This window comes from Escherichia sp. MOD1-EC5495, from assembly GCF_002965965.1.
GTDB lineage: Bacteria > Pseudomonadota > Gammaproteobacteria > Enterobacterales > Enterobacteriaceae > Escherichia > Escherichia ruysiae.
Map to the genome: position 1 here is coordinate 120,034 of NZ_PTRI01000006.1, position 16,281 is coordinate 136,314.

Below are 16,281 nucleotides of genomic sequence, written 5' to 3' on the forward strand. Positions count from 1 at the left end.
TTAGCGCCCCCGTATGCCATCAGCCAGACGTTTGCCGTTACGCACCGACAGCAGCGTCAACAAAGTCCGCCAGGTCATGCGTTTATTGCGGATCTGGTAGAGGGTAAACAGCTGATATTTTTTGCTGGCGCGGTCAAATTTGCCTTTGTGCTTGCGGTAAAAATGGAAGTATCCGGAGAATTTTTTCGGTGACGAGGTGATCTGCATTTCGCCGTGATTGATATGCAGGATCTGCGTCGCCTCTTCCACTTTCCACGGTTCGCCGTACTCCACTACCATTCGCAGGAAGATGTCGTAATCCTGTGCTGCTTTCAGTTCGGTATCGAACAAACTTTCTTTGAAACGCCACGCCCAGGTAAAAACCTGGTTACCGATGATATTGCGTTTGTAGAACAGGCGGCGTGAATAGGGTGATTTGGGATACAGCGGCAGGCTTGCCGGTTGGGAATAGACTTCGCCCTGGCAAACGTAGTCGTTAGCGTACAAAAAGGCGTGAGTGACCAGTTGCTGTTTATGGGCGAGGAAGACGCTCAGGCGGTTGGGCGTCCATTCATCATCGTCATCGATCCCGGTAATGTATTCCCCTTGCGCCAGCATAATAGCCTGGTTACGTACCGCGCACGCCCCGCTGTTAATGTCGTTGTGAATATAGGTGATACGCGGATCGTTGAGGGCGGTGACGTACTGTTGCAGCTGTTCCCAGGAGGTGGAGCAATCATCCACGATGATCATCTCCCAGTTGCTGTAGTCCTGGCGCAGGACCGAATTTATCGCCCGAATCGCCAGTTGTTGGCGGTTCCAGGTTGGCATATAGATTGAGATCAGCGGATTTTCTTTCATAGGTTGTTCTCCCGGAGTGTCGAGATGTTCTGCCGGTTTATAAGCTTGTTTACGGGTTCTGTTGCCAGATGCGGCGTGAACGTAGGTCGGATAAGATGCGTCAGCATCGCATCCGACAGCGGATCTCGTTATTTCGCATCCGACTTATATTCGTATTCGTAATAGCCATAATCCTGATACGCGCTGGCGCGGCGGAAGATGGAGTTCAGAATCACCCCTTTCACAGGAATACCGTTTTGCTCAAAGCGGCTCAGACTGGTTTCCACTTCTTTTAAGGTGTTGACCGCATAACGCGCCACCATTAACGTGGTTCCAACATGACGACCAACAATTGCCGCATCGGTCACTGCCAGAATCGGCGGCGTATCAATCAACACCAGGTCGTAGTTTTTACTCGCCCAGCTCACCAGTTCGGCAAAGCGTTCGCTCATCAACAGTTCAGAAGGATTTGGCGGTACCTGACCGCGCGGGATCAGGTCAAATTTGGCAATAGAGGTCGGTTTAGCAGCGGTAGTAATATCGCCCTGACCAATCAGAATTTCCGACAGGCCATTGACGTTATTGGTGCCCAGCAACTCGTGGGTGTAGCCTTTGCGCATATCGCAGTCGATCAACAGCACCCGTTTATTGGTCTGGCTAATGACCGCCGCCAGGTTGGCACAGACAAAAGTTTTACCAATTGACGGGCTAACCCCGGTCATCATCAACACATTGTTCTGCGCCTGCATCATCGCGAAGTGCAGACTGGTACGCAGACTGCGGATGGCTTCAATCGCCAGATCGGTTGGATTCCCCACCGCCAGTAGCTGGCTCTGTTTATAGCGTTTAACCCCTTTGATGGTTTTAACGCTATCGCGCGCTTTCTGCCATTCCGACAGCGGGATGCTGGCATAGACGCTGATACCGTGTTCTTCCAGCGCCTGCGGGCTTTCGATGCCGCGATTAAACAGCGAGCGCAGCAGCACACCCACGATAGAGAGCATCAGACCGAGGATAATCGCCCCAAGGATAATCAGCCCTTTCTTCGGTTTCAGTACACCTGGCTGGGTGATTGCCGGGTCAACAATGCGCACATCGCCTACGGTGCTGGCTTCGGTGATTTTCAGCTCCTGCTCTTTATTCAGCAGTTGCATATAGACCTGCTGACCAGACTCGACATCGCGGGTCAGGCGCACAATCTCCTGCTGGGTTTTCGGCATCGCCGTTACGCGCCCGTTAAGTTTGGCTTTTTCGTCTTCCAGCGCCTGCCGTTTCTCCAGCAGCGTGCGGTACGCCGGATGAACTTTGGTGTACAGCTTGGAGATTTCCGCCTCTTTAAAGGTCAGTTCGTTCAGCTGCGCGTCGATGTTCACCATCGAATCGAGCACCGCTTTCGCTTCCAGCGGCAGATCAACGGAATCTTTATCCTGACGGAAGGCATTCAGTTTGTTTTCGGCAACATCAAGGCGGCTACGTACTTCCGGTAACTGTTGCGCGAGGAAAGCGAGGCTTTTCGACGCTTCCGCCGATTTGCGCTCAATATTTTGTTCCTGATAGTTACGGGCGATGCTGTTAAGAATGTCGCGGATCTGCTCGCGATCTTCACCGGTGTAAGTGAGGCTCAGTACGCCAGCGTCTTTGCCGTTCTCTGTGACCGTCAGGCTGTTTTGCAGTTGATTGATCATCCCCAGCGTGGAGTATTTGGTGACGGTAAACTCACTGCCCGGGCTGGCGTGAATAGCCTCAACCATCAGCGTGACGCCTTCTTTTTTCAGCATCTGGCCTGCTTGTCCACGGGCGCTAAAGCCGCCATCACTGCTCAAAGTGTAGGTTTTGTTGTCCAGCACATTAAGCGTAAACACCTGATCCGCCATCTCTTTCGGGCGGTTAAAGGTGGTCACTTTCACCGTCTCGTTCTGGCGTCCCATCAGGCGATCCCAGCCCGCACCGAAAATCGGGAACGTGTTTTTGCTCACCGCAATATCGAGGTCGAGATCGTCCACCGTTTTACCAAGCACCAGACGCGAACGAATCAACTGGATCTCGGCGTCCGAGGCTGGCGGTTTGTTAGCTAACGCCGAACCAATGTCCTGCACCAGCGAATTGCCGCCGCTTTGTTCGATTTGTACCAGCGCGTCGGCACTATAAATCGGCGTGGCGAAGAAGGTGTAAATCACAGCACAGAGGGCGAACACGGCGGTGATGCCAGTCACCCACCAGCGCGCTTCAATGACGGTGCCGACCAGGCGACCAATATCGATTTCATCACTGCCCGTTACCGGAGCGGCATGTTGTTTTACTTTTTCTGTCATTCTTATACCTGCTCTGCGTTCAATGCCTGCGCCCACTGGCGGGCAGACCGTTCAAGTAATGTGTACACCGCTGCAAACGTTTCCCGGCTTTTGCGATACGGATCGGGAATTTCACATTCGTTATCCCAGTGACCAAACAGCATCACTTTGCCGCGCATCTCGGGTGCCATCTCGCATAAGCGTTCGATATGGCGCTTTTCCATGGTCAAAATCAGGTCATAGTTGCGACACAGGCGGCGGCTGATTTGACGGGCACAGTGGCCTTCCAGAGAGAGTTGATGCTCGGCGGCGACGCTGATGGCGGTAGGATCAGCGCCCTTACCGACCAGCGCGCCGAGTCCAGCGGACTCCACTTTTAGCTCCGGGTGATAACGTTGCAGTAAGCGTTCCGCCGTCGGGGAACGGCAAATATTGCCGACACAGACAACTAAGATATTGTTAAACATGACGATTACCAGTTATGAATGTCGCTGGCTGTATCCGTCATGTAACGGACACCGCTAATAGTTGGCAGCAACTGATTGATCAGACGGTTCCAGCGGGAAACCGGGGCGGTGGTGACATACACCACGTCATAAGGTTGCAGGCGGAATTCTGTCGCCATCACCAGCGACGTCGCATCGGACATATCCAGCTGGTAGATATTGGCAATCTTGCCGTTACGCCCCCCCTCGCCTTTCAGCGGACGAATGACAAAGATGCCGCTGGCGTTGGAGGTGGTCATGTCGATACCTTCGGCATTGCCCAGAGCTTCAGTCAGGGTCATGCCGCTAAAGTCCATTTTCAGGGTGCTCTGTTTCTTCACTTCACCCATCACAAATACTTTCAGATCGTCATTACGCGGCACGTAGAGAATATCGCCTGGGTAAAGCAGTCGGTTCTGATTGAGGTCGCCGTTTTGCATCAGCGCCTGCAAAGAAATGCGTTCTTCACGACCATTGTGTGTTAGCACCACGTTGCGCCAGTCAGCGGTGTCGGTCAGGCCACCTGCGGCGTTGATGGCGTCGAGAATGGTCAGTGGCACGTTGGTGATCGCCTGTTGACCGGATTTATTCACCTGACCTGAGATATAGGCTTTTTGCGAGCGGAAGGCGGCGATATTAACGTCCACCTGCGGGTCAGCGATGTACGTCGCTAAGCGCCCGGTAATATCACTGCGGATTTCAGCGAGCGTTTTCCCCACGACGTGAACCTTGCCGATATACGGGTAGAACATAGTGCCGTCAGGCTGTACCCAGTTGCCGGTGTCGCTGGAGCTGCGGTACTGACCTGCGGGCGTGGTAAGTTCCGGATGATCCCAGACGGTGACATTAAGAACGTCGCCCGGCCCGACGCGATACTGGTAATTCGCAATCTCGCTTTCCAGCGTCATATTGGGGCGCGCCACGTTCGGGCGTGGGCGTAATTGATCAATCAGGCGCGGGGTCAGCGGATAAACATTCACCATTTTGTCGAGGTCGAAATCAGCGTCCTGCTGTTTGATGACGTCTTTACCCAGCGTAGACATATTACTGCCCGGAAGTACTGTGCAACCGCTTATCAAGGTTACTGACACCAATAATGGCATCAATTTCATTTTGGATTTCATCATTGTTTATTTATCACTTTGGCAGAGTAATTATCCTGTGCATTATTTATCGACATGCACATTTACCTTGCAGCTAATTGAATAAGAATTTAACTGGCATCAGTCCTAAAAAAATTGATTTCATCCGCAGGCTATTGACAGAATAATTCAGACTGGTCTTTCAGGCATCCAGACACGCTACCGCCCCTGGCTTTCTAGCTACCAATACACTGATTTAGTTTGGTTTTTAAAACCCTCTCAGCATACAGTCGTTTATGAGAAAGGGTTATTCAGGAAATTCATTTTCCGAATATAAGGTAGCATTATGGTAATTGAATATTGGCTCCCCAATAATGCAGGAGGAAGTGTTACAGCTAACGGAATAGCAGGCAAGGTAACAATTCGACAATCGGCTATTTTTAAGAATTATATTAAGTGTCATTCAATATGGTTTTTAGGAGTTTCTTTAGGTTGACAGCAATTAATATTGCGTCTCCATATGCGATATTTCTTAAATAATGTTTTATTATTACCACTTTTAATTCAGGGATAATGCAATGTTATAGTTCTCAAATAAAGTTAGATAAATAGTGCTGCAACATTGCATTTTTGCCCTGATTTATCCATGATCGAATTGTGACATTTGTCATACAACGAATAGGTATTGCACTTACTATGGAATGGATTGCCGATCCGTCTATCTGGGCCGGGTTAATCACGCTGATTGTGATCGAACTGGTCCTCGGCATTGATAACCTGGTCTTTATTGCCATCCTCGCCGAAAAACTACCGCCGAAGCAGCGTGACCGCGCACGAGTTACCGGGCTGCTGCTGGCAATGTTAATGCGCCTGTTACTGCTGGCGTCAATCTCCTGGCTGGTCACCCTGACTCAACCGCTGTTCAGCTTCCGCTCGTTTACCTTTAGCGCACGCGACTTGATCATGCTGTTCGGTGGTTTCTTCCTGCTGTTCAAAGCCACGATGGAGCTGAACGAACGGCTGGAGGGGAAAGACAGCAATAACCCCACGCAGCGGAAAGGTGCGAAGTTCTGGGGGGTGGTGACACAAATTGTGGTGCTGGACGCCATCTTCTCACTCGACTCGGTGATCACCGCCGTCGGGATGGTCGACCATTTGCTGGTCATGATGGCTGCCGTTGTTATCGCTATCAGCCTGATGCTGATGGCCAGCAAGCCATTAACGCAATTTGTTAACAGTCACCCGACGATCGTTATTCTCTGCTTAAGTTTCCTGTTGATGATTGGCTTTAGCCTGGTGGCAGAAGGTTTCGGATTCGTCATTCCGAAAGGCTACCTGTACGCCGCCATTGGCTTCTCGGTGATGATCGAGGCGCTCAATCAGTTGGCTATCTTTAACCGGCGACGTTTTCTTTCCGCTAACCAGACGCTGCGCCAGCGGACTACCGAAGCGGTAATGCGCCTGTTAAGCGGGCAAAAAGAAGATGCGGAACTGGATGCCGAAACCGCGTCCATGCTGGTGGATCATGGTAACCAGCAGATCTTTAATCCGCAGGAACGGCGGATGATTGAGCGGGTACTTAATCTTAACCAGCGTACCGTCAGCAGCATTATGACGTCGCGCCACGATATTGAGCATATCGATCTCAACGCGCCGGAAGACGAGATCCGCCAGTTGCTGGAGCGAAATCAGCATACACGTCTGGTGGTTACCGACGGCGATGACGCAGAAGATTTGCTCGGTGTTGTTCACGTTATCGACCTGCTACAACAGTCGCTGCGCGGCGAACCGCTCAACCTGCGTGTGTTGATTCGCCAGCCACTGGTATTCCCGGAAACCTTGCCGTTGCTACCTGCCCTGGAGCAGTTCCGTAATGCCCGCACGCACTTTGCTTTTGTAGTGGATGAGTTTGGCTCGGTAGAAGGGATTGTGACATTAAGTGACGTCACCGAAACCATTGCCGGTAACTTACCGAACGAAGTGGAAGAGATCGACGCCCGTCATGATATTCAGAAAAACGCCGACGGTTCCTGGACGGCGAATGGTCATATGCCGCTGGAAGATCTGGTGCAATATGTGCCGCTGCCGCTGGATGAAAAACGTGAATATCACACCATTGCCGGGCTGCTGATGGAATATTTACAGCGTATTCCAAAACCTGGTGAAGAAGTTCAGGTGGGGGATTATTTGCTTAAAACGTTGCAGGTGGAAAGCCATCGCGTGCAGAAGGTGCAGATTATTCCGCTACGTAAGGAAGATAATTTGGAGTACGAGGTGTGATGGTATGTAGGCCTGATAAGACGCGTAAAGCGTTGCATCAGGCCTACAAATTATGTCATCTGGAAACTTACATCTTCTCCAGCAACTTCTTCACATCTTTGCCATTGCGGGAATCTTTATTGCGCTCAGCCCAATCGTGCAGGCGACGTTTGGCTTCATCCTGTAAGTGTTTGCGCAGTAACTGATCCACTTGCAGGCTGTAATTGAGTTGCTGCCAGTTGCCGTAAACCCGCAGCGGAACCGGTGTTTCTTTGAGGAAATCAATCAGTTTGCTTTCACCGTTCCAGCCACCCACAACCCGAATATCAAACTGGGTATCGCAGGTCTGCTCTGCCAGATTCAACGAGCCTTCCCCTGTCAGAGCTAACACTGGCGATTGACCTTGCATGTCGTTTAACGTCACGAGGCCATTATTTAGGGTGAGATCGGTCGTAAAACGGTCGAGACGAGTCACATTATCGAAGTTTTCAGCGGCCTTCACATCACCGCCGTTACGTTCTACCGCTTGCTGAATCATCTGCTGGAAGTTCATCCCTTCCATGCGCGTGTCGGTCATTTCAACATGCGCTTGCCCTTGCCAGTTGTGGCGGAATGCTTCGGCATCGATGTCAGCGCCGGAGAAATCACCAGCTAGCGACATTTTTCCGGTTAACGAAATCGGATAGTTAAATGCCTTCAGAATGGTACTAATCTCGACATTCTCCAGCCGAGGTTGAAAGGTTATCTGCGGATGTTTTGCCGTCGCGTCCAGCGTCCCCGGCAGCGATATCTGTCCACCGTTGAGTTTGCCTTGCAGTTGGGTGATTTCCAGCAAACCCGATTTATTGGTCATTTGCGTAGCAACATCAGTAAAATTCATCCCGCGCCAACGCACGTTACTGGCCTGCAACAAAATATCAGCCGCAAAACCTTTCAACCCCTGATAGGCCGGTTCATCAATACGCGAGGAAATAACCGGACGCGGCAGCATTGGCTGGTTCTGCCCCTGTTGCGTGGTTCCGTTTTCACTGTTAACGGCTTCATTAAGCGGTATGAGATTATCAAGATTCAGTTGCGAAAACTGCAATCTTAACAACCATTCTGGCTTTTCAGTCAGCGTGACCTGCGCCTGCCCACTAAGTGTGCTGTCATTCGCGGTCAAATTGATTTGATTAAATGAAAGGCGTTTATGTGACTCTTGCCACTGGGCCTGGAAGCTCCCCTGCCCCTGAATACCTTGCTGTGGTAGATCTGCGCCTTGCAGCTGCCAGCTAATTTGCTCAATGGCTGCGGTTAAATCATGTGGATAATCAGAAGCATCCACCGTGCCTTTGAGGGATAACGTGAGATCGCGCTGATCGCGATTAACCCGCCCGGAGAACTCAAACGAGCCACGATGCTGTGGATCTTGTTCCATTTGCAGACGGATGTTGCGAATTGTCACCTGCTCGTCATCTTCATGCTGGAACACCAGCAGACTGTCCGCCACTTTCAGACTGGAGATATCAAACGACCAGCCGCGATCTTCTGACAGATCCGGCAACGTATTGTCGCGCGGCGCAACGGGTGCATCGTCACGACGAACCGCTTCCGACTGTGGCGTAAGTTGAATTACCGCGCCTTTCAGCATCACCTGCTTAACGCTCAGTTGATGACTCAACAACGGCAATAACGCCACATCAAGGCGCATATTATCGGCGCGCACCAGTGGCTGGCTCGCCCCCTGGGCAGTGAGGGACATTCGCCCGGAGAGGATACTAAGTTGCGGCCAGACGTGCCAACGCAGTGGCCCGTCGAGCTGCAATTGATAACCGCTACGTGCAGCAACTTGCTTGACCATATAGTCGCGGAAATCATTCGGATTCACCAGCAACACTAACGCAGATAATCCGGCCACCAGCACGACCAGGATTATCATCAGCGTCGTCAGAAATCGTCTCATGGTATCCTCAATGAGCCTGAATTAGTCTTTATCGATTCGGCTGGCAACCGCGCCCTGCTGGTTGCGATATTTCGCATCTTCACGGCGGTTGTATGGCCGCGCCGCCGGGCCGGAAAGTGGTTCAAAACTTAACGCGCCAATTAACATGCCCGGACGCAGCGCCAGCGGCAATTTACCGGAGTTGTAAAACTCCAGCACAATGCAGCCAGACCAGCCTGGATCGATACGGTGCGCGGTAACGTGAACCATCAGCCCCAGACGCGCCAGTGAGGAACGCCCATCCAGCCATCCCACAAGATCGGCTGGCAGCGTAACCGACTCCAGCGTCACCGCCAGCGCCAGTTCCCCTGGATGGAGATAAAACGCCTCGCCCTCGTCGAGCACGATTTCATCGCTCATCACCCGATCGAGCGCGGCGCTCACTTCATCTTTGGGACCGCTCAGATCGATAAACGCTGCCGTGTGACCACGGAAGGTACGAAACTTATTGCCCAGGCGCACATCTACCGTCGCGCCATTAATACGCTCTACCGGCGGACGTGGGTTGATCGACAAACGGCCTTCATCAAGCCAGGCTTCAATATCTCGGTCACACAGACGCATGGCATTTTCTCCTTTCGTGCATCACTCCCTTAACGCCAGTTACGTCAAGGGCATACCAGGTTATCACTGAACGGTACACAATTTATCAAGCTTATTCAAAGAACTGACTTATTTTAGCTTTCAATATATCGATCGCGATGCGGTTTTTACCACCGCGTGGCACGATAATGTCCGCATATTGTTTTGAAGGTTCAATGAATTGCAGGAACATCGGACGCACCGTTTTTTGATATTGCGCCATCACGGAATCCATCGAACGCCCACGCTCGTTAACGTCGCGCTTGATGCGGCGCATCAGGCAGATATCCAGCGGGGTATCAACGAAAATTGAGAAGTTAAGTTCGTCACGCAGACGCGCATCCGTCAGCAGCAAGATGCCTTCGAGGATAATGACTTTCTTCGGCTCAACCTTCACCGTTTCTTTCATACGCGTATGTTCAACGTAGCTGTAAACCGGCAGGTCGATAGCCGAGCCGCGTTTCAACGCTTGTAAATGCTCAAGCAGCAGACTGTGATCCATCGCGCTCGGATGGTCATAGTTGGTCTTAACGCGTTCTTCCATCGACAGATGGCTTTGATCTTTGTAGTAACAATCTTCCGGAATAACGCCGATGTGTTCATCACCCACTTGTTCACGTAATTCACGATAAAGGGTACTGGCAATGAGACTCTTGCCGGAAGCCGATGCGCCAGCGATACCGATAATGACGCACTGATGAGACTGATCAGTCATAAATTTAGCGACCTGATTAACCTGGATGTTAGGAAGGGGGCGCCGAAGCGCCAAACGCGGCAATTATAGGGATTTCATCCGCCTGATACCAGTCGAATAGCGTTGCCGCACACTTAGAGTTAAGTGTTGACGATCAATTCCCTGACGCAAATTTAATTGTTCGGTTTTAAAGCAAGGTAAAAAATGTTGTGCAAAGTTGCACAAATTATCCGCCATTACGTCACTTTATGAACAATCCGCATATAAAATGTAAAACTTTTGTACTAGCATAAATACAAATACTAATACTAATACTGACGACCTGGTCATACGGATAGAGCGGTAATGAGTAAACCATCACAACGTGTTTTAATTACCCTGCCTCATCCCCTGCTTCACCTCATCAGTTTAGGTTTAGTCTCATTCATCTTTACCCTTTTCTCGCTTGAGCTTTCACAGTTTGGTACGCAACTTGCGCCACTCTGGTTCCCCACGTCCATTATGATGGTGGCATTTTACCGCCATGCCGGGCGGATGTGGCCGGGAATCGCATTGGCCTGCTCGCTGGGGAATATCGCCGCATCCGTGCTACTGTTTTCTACCAGTTCGCTGAATATGGCGTGGACGGCAATCAACATTGTTGAGGCCGTCGTAGGGGCAATGCTGCTGCGGAAATTGCTGCCGTGGTATAACCCACTGCAAAATCTGGCTGACTGGCTACGTCTCGCATTTGGCAGCGCCATCGTGCCGCCAGTATTGGGGGGCGTGCTGGTTCTCCTGCTGGTATCAGACGACGATCCGCTTAGAGCGTTTCTAATCTGGGTACTTTCCGAATCCATCGGCGCACTGGCGCTAGTACCGCTAGGCTTGTTATTTAAGCCACATTACCTGCTCCGTCACCGTGATCCACGGCTGTTGTTTGAAACACTACTAACATTAGCCATCACGCTGACCTTAAGCTGGCTCTCGATGCTATATCTACCGTGGCCTTTTACTTTCATTATTGTGCTGCTGATGTGGAGCGCCGTGCGCCTGCCACGGATGGAAGCCTTTTTGATCTTCCTCACCACTGTGATGATGGTGTCGCTGATGATGGCGGCCGATCCGACTTTACTCGCCACGCCGCGAACCTACTTGATGAGTCACGTACCGTGGCTGCCATTTTTGCTGATCCTGCTGCCCGCCAACATCATGACCATGGTGATGTACGCCTTTCGCGCTGAACGCAAGCATATTTCAGAAAGCGAAACCCGCTTTCGTAACGCTATGGAATATTCCGCCATCGGCATGGCATTAGTGGGCACCGAGGGGCAATGGCTGCAATCCAACAAAGCTCTATGCCAGTTTCTCGGTTACAGCCAGGAAGAGTTGCGCGCCCTCACCTTCCAGCAACTTACCTGGCCGGAAGATCTCAATAAAGATCTACAACACGTTGAGAAGCTAATTAGCGGTGAAATAAATACCTACTCGATGGAGAAACGTTATTACAACCGTAATGGCGACGTTGTCTGGGCGCTGCTTGCCGTCTCGCTGGTGCGCCACACCGATGGCACGCCGCTCTACTTTATTGCGCAGATTGAAGACATAAACGATCTTAAACGCACCGAACAGATTAACAAACGCCTGATGGAACGGATAACGCTGGCTAATGAAGCGGGTGGGATTGGCATCTGGGAGTGGGAACTGAAGCCGGATATTTTTAGTTGGGATAAGCGGATGTTCGAGCTATATGAAATTTCACCACATATCAAACCGAACTGGCAGGTGTGGTATGACTGCGTGCTGCCGGAAGATCGCCAACACGCCGAAAAAGTGATTCGTGATTCATTACAGGCTCGCTTGCCCTTTAAGCTGGAATTTCGCATCATCGTGAAAGACGGTATTCGTCATATCCGCGCCCTCGCCAATCGGGTGCTGAATAAAGAAGGCGAAGTCGAACGATTGCTCGGTATTAATATTGATATGACCGAAGTGAAACAGCTGAACGAGGCGCTGTTTCAGGAAAAAGAGCGCCTGCACATTACGCTGGATTCCATCGGCGAAGCCGTGGTCTGTATTGATATGGCGATGAAAATCACCTTTATGAATCCGGTTGCCGAGAAGATGAGCGGCTGGACACAAGAAGAGGCGTTGGGCGTTCCACTATTAACGGTGTTGCAAATTACATTTGGCGACAATGGGCCGTTAATGGAGAACATTTACAGTGCCGACACCTCGCGTTCCGCTATTGAACAAGATGTCGTTCTCCACTGCCGCAGCGGCGGCAGCTACGACGTCCATTACAGCATTACGCCGTTAAGTACTCTGGACGGCAGCAATATTGGTTCAGTACTGGTCATTCAGGATGTGACTGAGTCACGCAAAATGCTGCGCCAGCTTAGTTATAGCGCCTCCCATGATGCCCTGACGCATCTCACTAACCGTGCCAGTTTTGAAAAACAACTGCGAATACTGCTGCAAACGGTAAGCAGCACGCATCATCGACATGCACTGGTGTTTATCGATCTTGATCATTTTAAAGCGGTGAATGACAGCGCCGGGCACGCGGCGGGCGATGCTTTACTGCGTGAACTGGCGTCGTTGATGCTGAGTATGCTGCGCTCCAGCGACGTGCTGGCGCGACTCGGCGGTGATGAATTTGGTCTGTTGCTACCGGACTGTAATGTTGAAAGTGCCCGCTTTATCGCCACACGCATTATCAGTGCGATTAATGACTACCACTTTATGTGGGAGGGCCGTGTGCATCGGGTAGGTGCCAGCGCAGGGATTACCCTGATCGATGACAGCAATCATCAGGCGGCAGACGTGATGTCGCAGGCCGATATCGCCTGTTATGCTTCGAAAAATGGTGGGCGCGGTCGGGTGACGGTTTACGAACCACAGCAAACTGCTAAACATAGCGAACGGGCGGTGATGTCACTCGATGAACAGTGGCGGATGATCAAAGAGAATCAACTGATGATGATCGCCCACGGCGTCGCTTCACCGCGAATCCCGGATACGCGTAATTTGTGGCTGATTTCGCTTAAGCTCTGGAGTAGTGAAGGTGAGATTATTGATGAACTGGCATTTCGTCGTAGCTTCAGCGATCCGGCGCTCAATCACGCCCTTGATCGTCGGATATTACATGAGTTTTTCCAGCAGACAGCAAAAGCGGTTGCCAGTAAAGGCTTAAGCATCGCCCTCCCCCTTTCCGTTGCCGGGTTAAGCAGCGCCCCGCTGGTGAATGAACTGCTTGAGCTACTGGAAAGCAGCCCCCTACCGTCGCGATTATTACATCTGATTATTCCGGCTGAAGCGATTTTCGACCACGCAGAAAATATGCATAAATTGCGGCTGGCAGGCTGCCGGATCGTGCTCAGTCAGGTGGGGCGCGATCTGCAGCTCTTCAACACACTGAAAGCAAATATGGCGGATTATCTGCTGCTCGACGGTGAGTTATGCGCCAGCGTACAGGGTAATTTGATGGATGAGATGCTGATATCGATCATTCAGGGTCATGCCCAGCGGCTGGGGGTGAAAACCATCGCGGGGCCAGTAGCGTTGCCGCTGGTGATGGATACGCTTTCCGGCATGGGTGTTGATCTGATTTATGGCGATGTCATTGCCGACGCTCAACCTCTGGATTTGCTGGTTAATAGCAGTTATTTCGCGATTAACTGAGTATTGCCTGATGCGACGCTGACGCGTCTTATCAGGCTTACAATTCGCTCATTCCCCAGGCTGGATAAGACGACCAGCATCATACTTCTTCTGGTTGCCAGCCTTCCGTATACCAGATATGCAACAGCGCATAAGAACGCCAGGGTTTCCAGCGTTCGGCATAACGGCGGATTTGTGCCGGCGTCATTCCAGGAAATCGCTGTTTAATCAAATAATCATCCGGCAGGAAAACATCTTTCGCTTGCCAGCCACGCAAGGCAAAATAATTTGCTGTCCAGCGCCCAATTCCAGGAAATGTTTGCAGCGTTTTCATCGCTAGCTCAACGTCGCCCGGCATTTTCATCGGTAAGGAGCCGTCCAGTGCCGCATTGGCTAAATGAATCAGCGCCTCTGCCCGTTTCAACGGCATCCCCAACCCTTTTAGTGCCTGCGGGTCGGCTGCTGCCAGTCGTTGGGGAGTGGGAAAGCAGACATATTCAGGGAAATCATCCAGCCGTTCGCCATAAAGCTGCGCCACTTTGGCGGTCAGTTTTGCCGCCATCGCCACGCTCACCAGTTGGCCTAAAATCGCGCGCACGCCCTGCTCAAAAGCATCAACACAACCTGGTAAACGCAATCCGGGTCGCGCCGCGCCTAATTCGCCCAATGCACCGTTAACAATCTGCGGATTACATTGCAGATCAAACAGGCGGCTCATTTTCGCCAGGCACTCGGTCGCCACCGGTTCTAATCCCGAACTTATGTTCACTTGCAACGTATTATTTTTGCCATCAGGAACCACCGTTATCACGCCGCGATGTTCGCCCACCGCCAGACTACGGGCATAATAATTGTCCGCAACTGTTTCCACTCCACTCACCGCACGAGCGGCAAGAAATCCCAACATCCACGACCAGTCATACGGCGGCTGCCAGTTCAGGGTATACATCGCATCTCCTTTTTTATCCGCTTTCAGCATAAACGTTATTCAGACGCTGTGCTTTGCTTTCATATTCCGGTTGTCGCGACGGCAACATTTCGCTAAAGTCACGCCCCTTCTTCACCGGCATGGGGATTATTTCGTGTTTATTGGTTTTGATTACGGTACAGCAAACTGTTCAGTGGCGGTGATGCGCGACAGTAAACCGCAGATGTTGAAAATGGAAAATGACAGCACGCTGCTGCCCTCGATGCTTTGTGCACCAACGCGTGAAGCAGTAAGCGAGTGGCTGTACCGCCATCATGATGTTCCGGCAAACGATGATGAAACGCAGGCGCTGTTACGTCGGGCGATTCGTTATAACCGCGAAGAAGATATCGACGTCACGGCGAAAAGTGTGCAGTTCGGTCTTTCCTCACTGGCGCAGTACATTGATGATCCGGAGGAAGTGTGGTTTGTGAAATCACCGAAATCGTTCCTCGGTGCCAGCGGGTTAAAACCGCAGCAGGTGGCGCTATTTGAGGATCTGGTCTGCGCAATGATGTTGCACATTCGCCAACAAGCGCAGGCGCAACTGCCAGAAACAATTACCCAGGCGGTCATTGGTCGCCCAATCAACTTCCAGGGATTGGGCGGCGATGAAGCAAACGCCCAGGCGCAAGGGATTCTGGAACGTGCGGCGAAACGTGCCGGGTTTAAGGATGTGGTATTTCAGTACGAGCCGGTAGCGGCAGGGCTGGATTACGAAGCCACCTTACAGGAAGAAAAACGGGTGCTGGTGGTGGATATCGGCGGTGGTACTACTGACTGTTCCTTACTGCTAATGGGGCCGCAGTGGCGTTCGCGTCTCGATCGTGAAGCCAGCCTGCTGGGTCACAGTGGTTGCCGTATTGGCGGTAACGATCTGGATATCGCGCTGGCATTTAAACACCTGATGCCGCTGCTGGGCATGGGGGGCGAAACCGAAAAAGGTATCGCCCTGCCGATTCTGCCGTGGTGGAATGCGGTTGCCATCAACGACGTACCTGCGCAGAGTGATTTCTACAGTAGCGCCAACGGTCGCCTGCTTAACGATCTGGTACGCGATGCCCGCGAGCCGGAGAAAGTCGCCCTGTTGCAGAAAGTCTGGCGGCAACGTTTAAGTTACCGACTGGTGCGCAGCGCGGAAGAGTGCAAAATTGCCCTTTCAAGCGCAGCGGAAACCTGCGCGTCGCTGCCGTTTATCCGTGACGAACTGGCAACGTTGATTAGCCAGCATGGACTGGAAAGTGCCCTCAACCAGCCGCTGGCGCGGATTCTGGAACAAGTGCAACTGGCGCTGGATAACGCCCAGGAAAAACCAGACGTCATCTATCTGACCGGTGGTAGCGCCCGATCGCCGCTGATTAAAAAGGCACTGGCGGAACAGTTGCCGGGCATCCCGATTGCAGGTGGCGACGACTTTGGTTCCGTTACTGCCGGGCTGGCGCGCTGGGCAGAAGTGGTATTTCGTTAAATAAGAAATGG

At 51.8% G+C, this 16,281-nt stretch carries 11 protein-coding genes; 3 read left to right on the plus strand and 8 right to left on the minus strand.

The window, feature by feature from the left end:
- From wcaA to wza, 4 genes are all read right to left on the minus strand, one after another.
- Complete coding sequence (gene wcaA / locus BEG40_RS06755; protein ID WP_105285116.1) at positions 1-840, minus strand: colanic acid biosynthesis glycosyltransferase WcaA; 840 nt, start codon at positions 838-840, stop codon at positions 1-3.
- 128 nt (positions 841-968) lie between these two features.
- Entirely contained in the window at positions 969-3,131 is a 2,163-nt protein-coding gene (gene wzc / locus BEG40_RS06760) for a tyrosine-protein kinase Wzc (RefSeq protein ID WP_105285117.1), read from the minus strand.
- Between the two features lie 2 nt (positions 3,132-3,133).
- Positions 3,134-3,577 (minus strand): low molecular weight protein-tyrosine-phosphatase Wzb, encoded by a 444-nt coding sequence (gene wzb / locus BEG40_RS06765; RefSeq protein WP_000482901.1) that lies wholly within the window; start codon positions 3,575-3,577, stop codon positions 3,134-3,136.
- A gap of 5 nt (positions 3,578-3,582) precedes the next feature.
- A complete protein-coding gene (gene wza / locus BEG40_RS06770) occupies positions 3,583-4,722 on the minus strand; it encodes a polysaccharide export protein Wza (protein WP_016158526.1) in 1,140 nt (379 codons plus the stop codon).
- Positions 4,723-5,373: 651 nt separating this feature from the next.
- Here wza and BEG40_RS06775 point away from each other — a divergent pair.
- Positions 5,374-6,957, plus strand: a complete 1,584-nt coding sequence (locus tag BEG40_RS06775; protein ID WP_010355864.1) for a TerC family protein — start codon at positions 5,374-5,376, stop codon at positions 6,955-6,957.
- A gap of 67 nt (positions 6,958-7,024) precedes the next feature.
- Here the strand turns inward: BEG40_RS06775 and asmA are convergent, their stop codons facing one another.
- The 3 genes from asmA to udk all read right to left on the minus strand — a co-directional run bounded on the left by asmA (position 7,025) and on the right by udk (position 10,214).
- Entirely contained in the window at positions 7,025-8,878 is a 1,854-nt protein-coding gene (gene asmA, locus BEG40_RS06780; protein ID WP_001252249.1) for an outer membrane assembly protein AsmA, read from the minus strand.
- A 21-nt stretch (positions 8,879-8,899) separates the two neighbouring features.
- Entirely contained in the window at positions 8,900-9,481 is a 582-nt protein-coding gene (dcd, locus tag BEG40_RS06785; RefSeq protein ID WP_001234767.1) for a dCTP deaminase, read from the minus strand.
- Between the two features lie 91 nt (positions 9,482-9,572).
- Positions 9,573-10,214, minus strand: a complete 642-nt coding sequence (udk, locus tag BEG40_RS06790) for a uridine kinase (protein WP_000132077.1) — start codon at positions 10,212-10,214, stop codon at positions 9,573-9,575.
- Between the two features lie 324 nt (positions 10,215-10,538).
- Between udk and BEG40_RS06795 the strand changes: the two genes are divergently transcribed.
- Entirely contained in the window at positions 10,539-13,856 is a 3,318-nt protein-coding gene (locus tag BEG40_RS06795) for a diguanylate cyclase (protein WP_105285118.1), read from the plus strand.
- A 79-nt stretch (positions 13,857-13,935) separates the two neighbouring features.
- Here BEG40_RS06795 and alkA read toward each other — a convergent pair whose 3' ends face one another.
- A complete protein-coding gene (gene alkA / locus BEG40_RS06800; RefSeq protein ID WP_105285137.1) occupies positions 13,936-14,784 on the minus strand; it encodes a DNA-3-methyladenine glycosylase 2 in 849 nt (282 codons plus the stop codon).
- 133 nt (positions 14,785-14,917) lie between these two features.
- On the opposite strand from alkA, the gene yegD reads away from it, so the two are divergent.
- Positions 14,918-16,270: a molecular chaperone gene (gene yegD, locus BEG40_RS06810; RefSeq protein WP_105285119.1), complete on the plus strand. Its 1,353-nt coding sequence runs from the start codon at positions 14,918-14,920 to the stop codon at positions 16,268-16,270.
- Positions 16,271-16,281 lie beyond the last annotated feature (11 nt).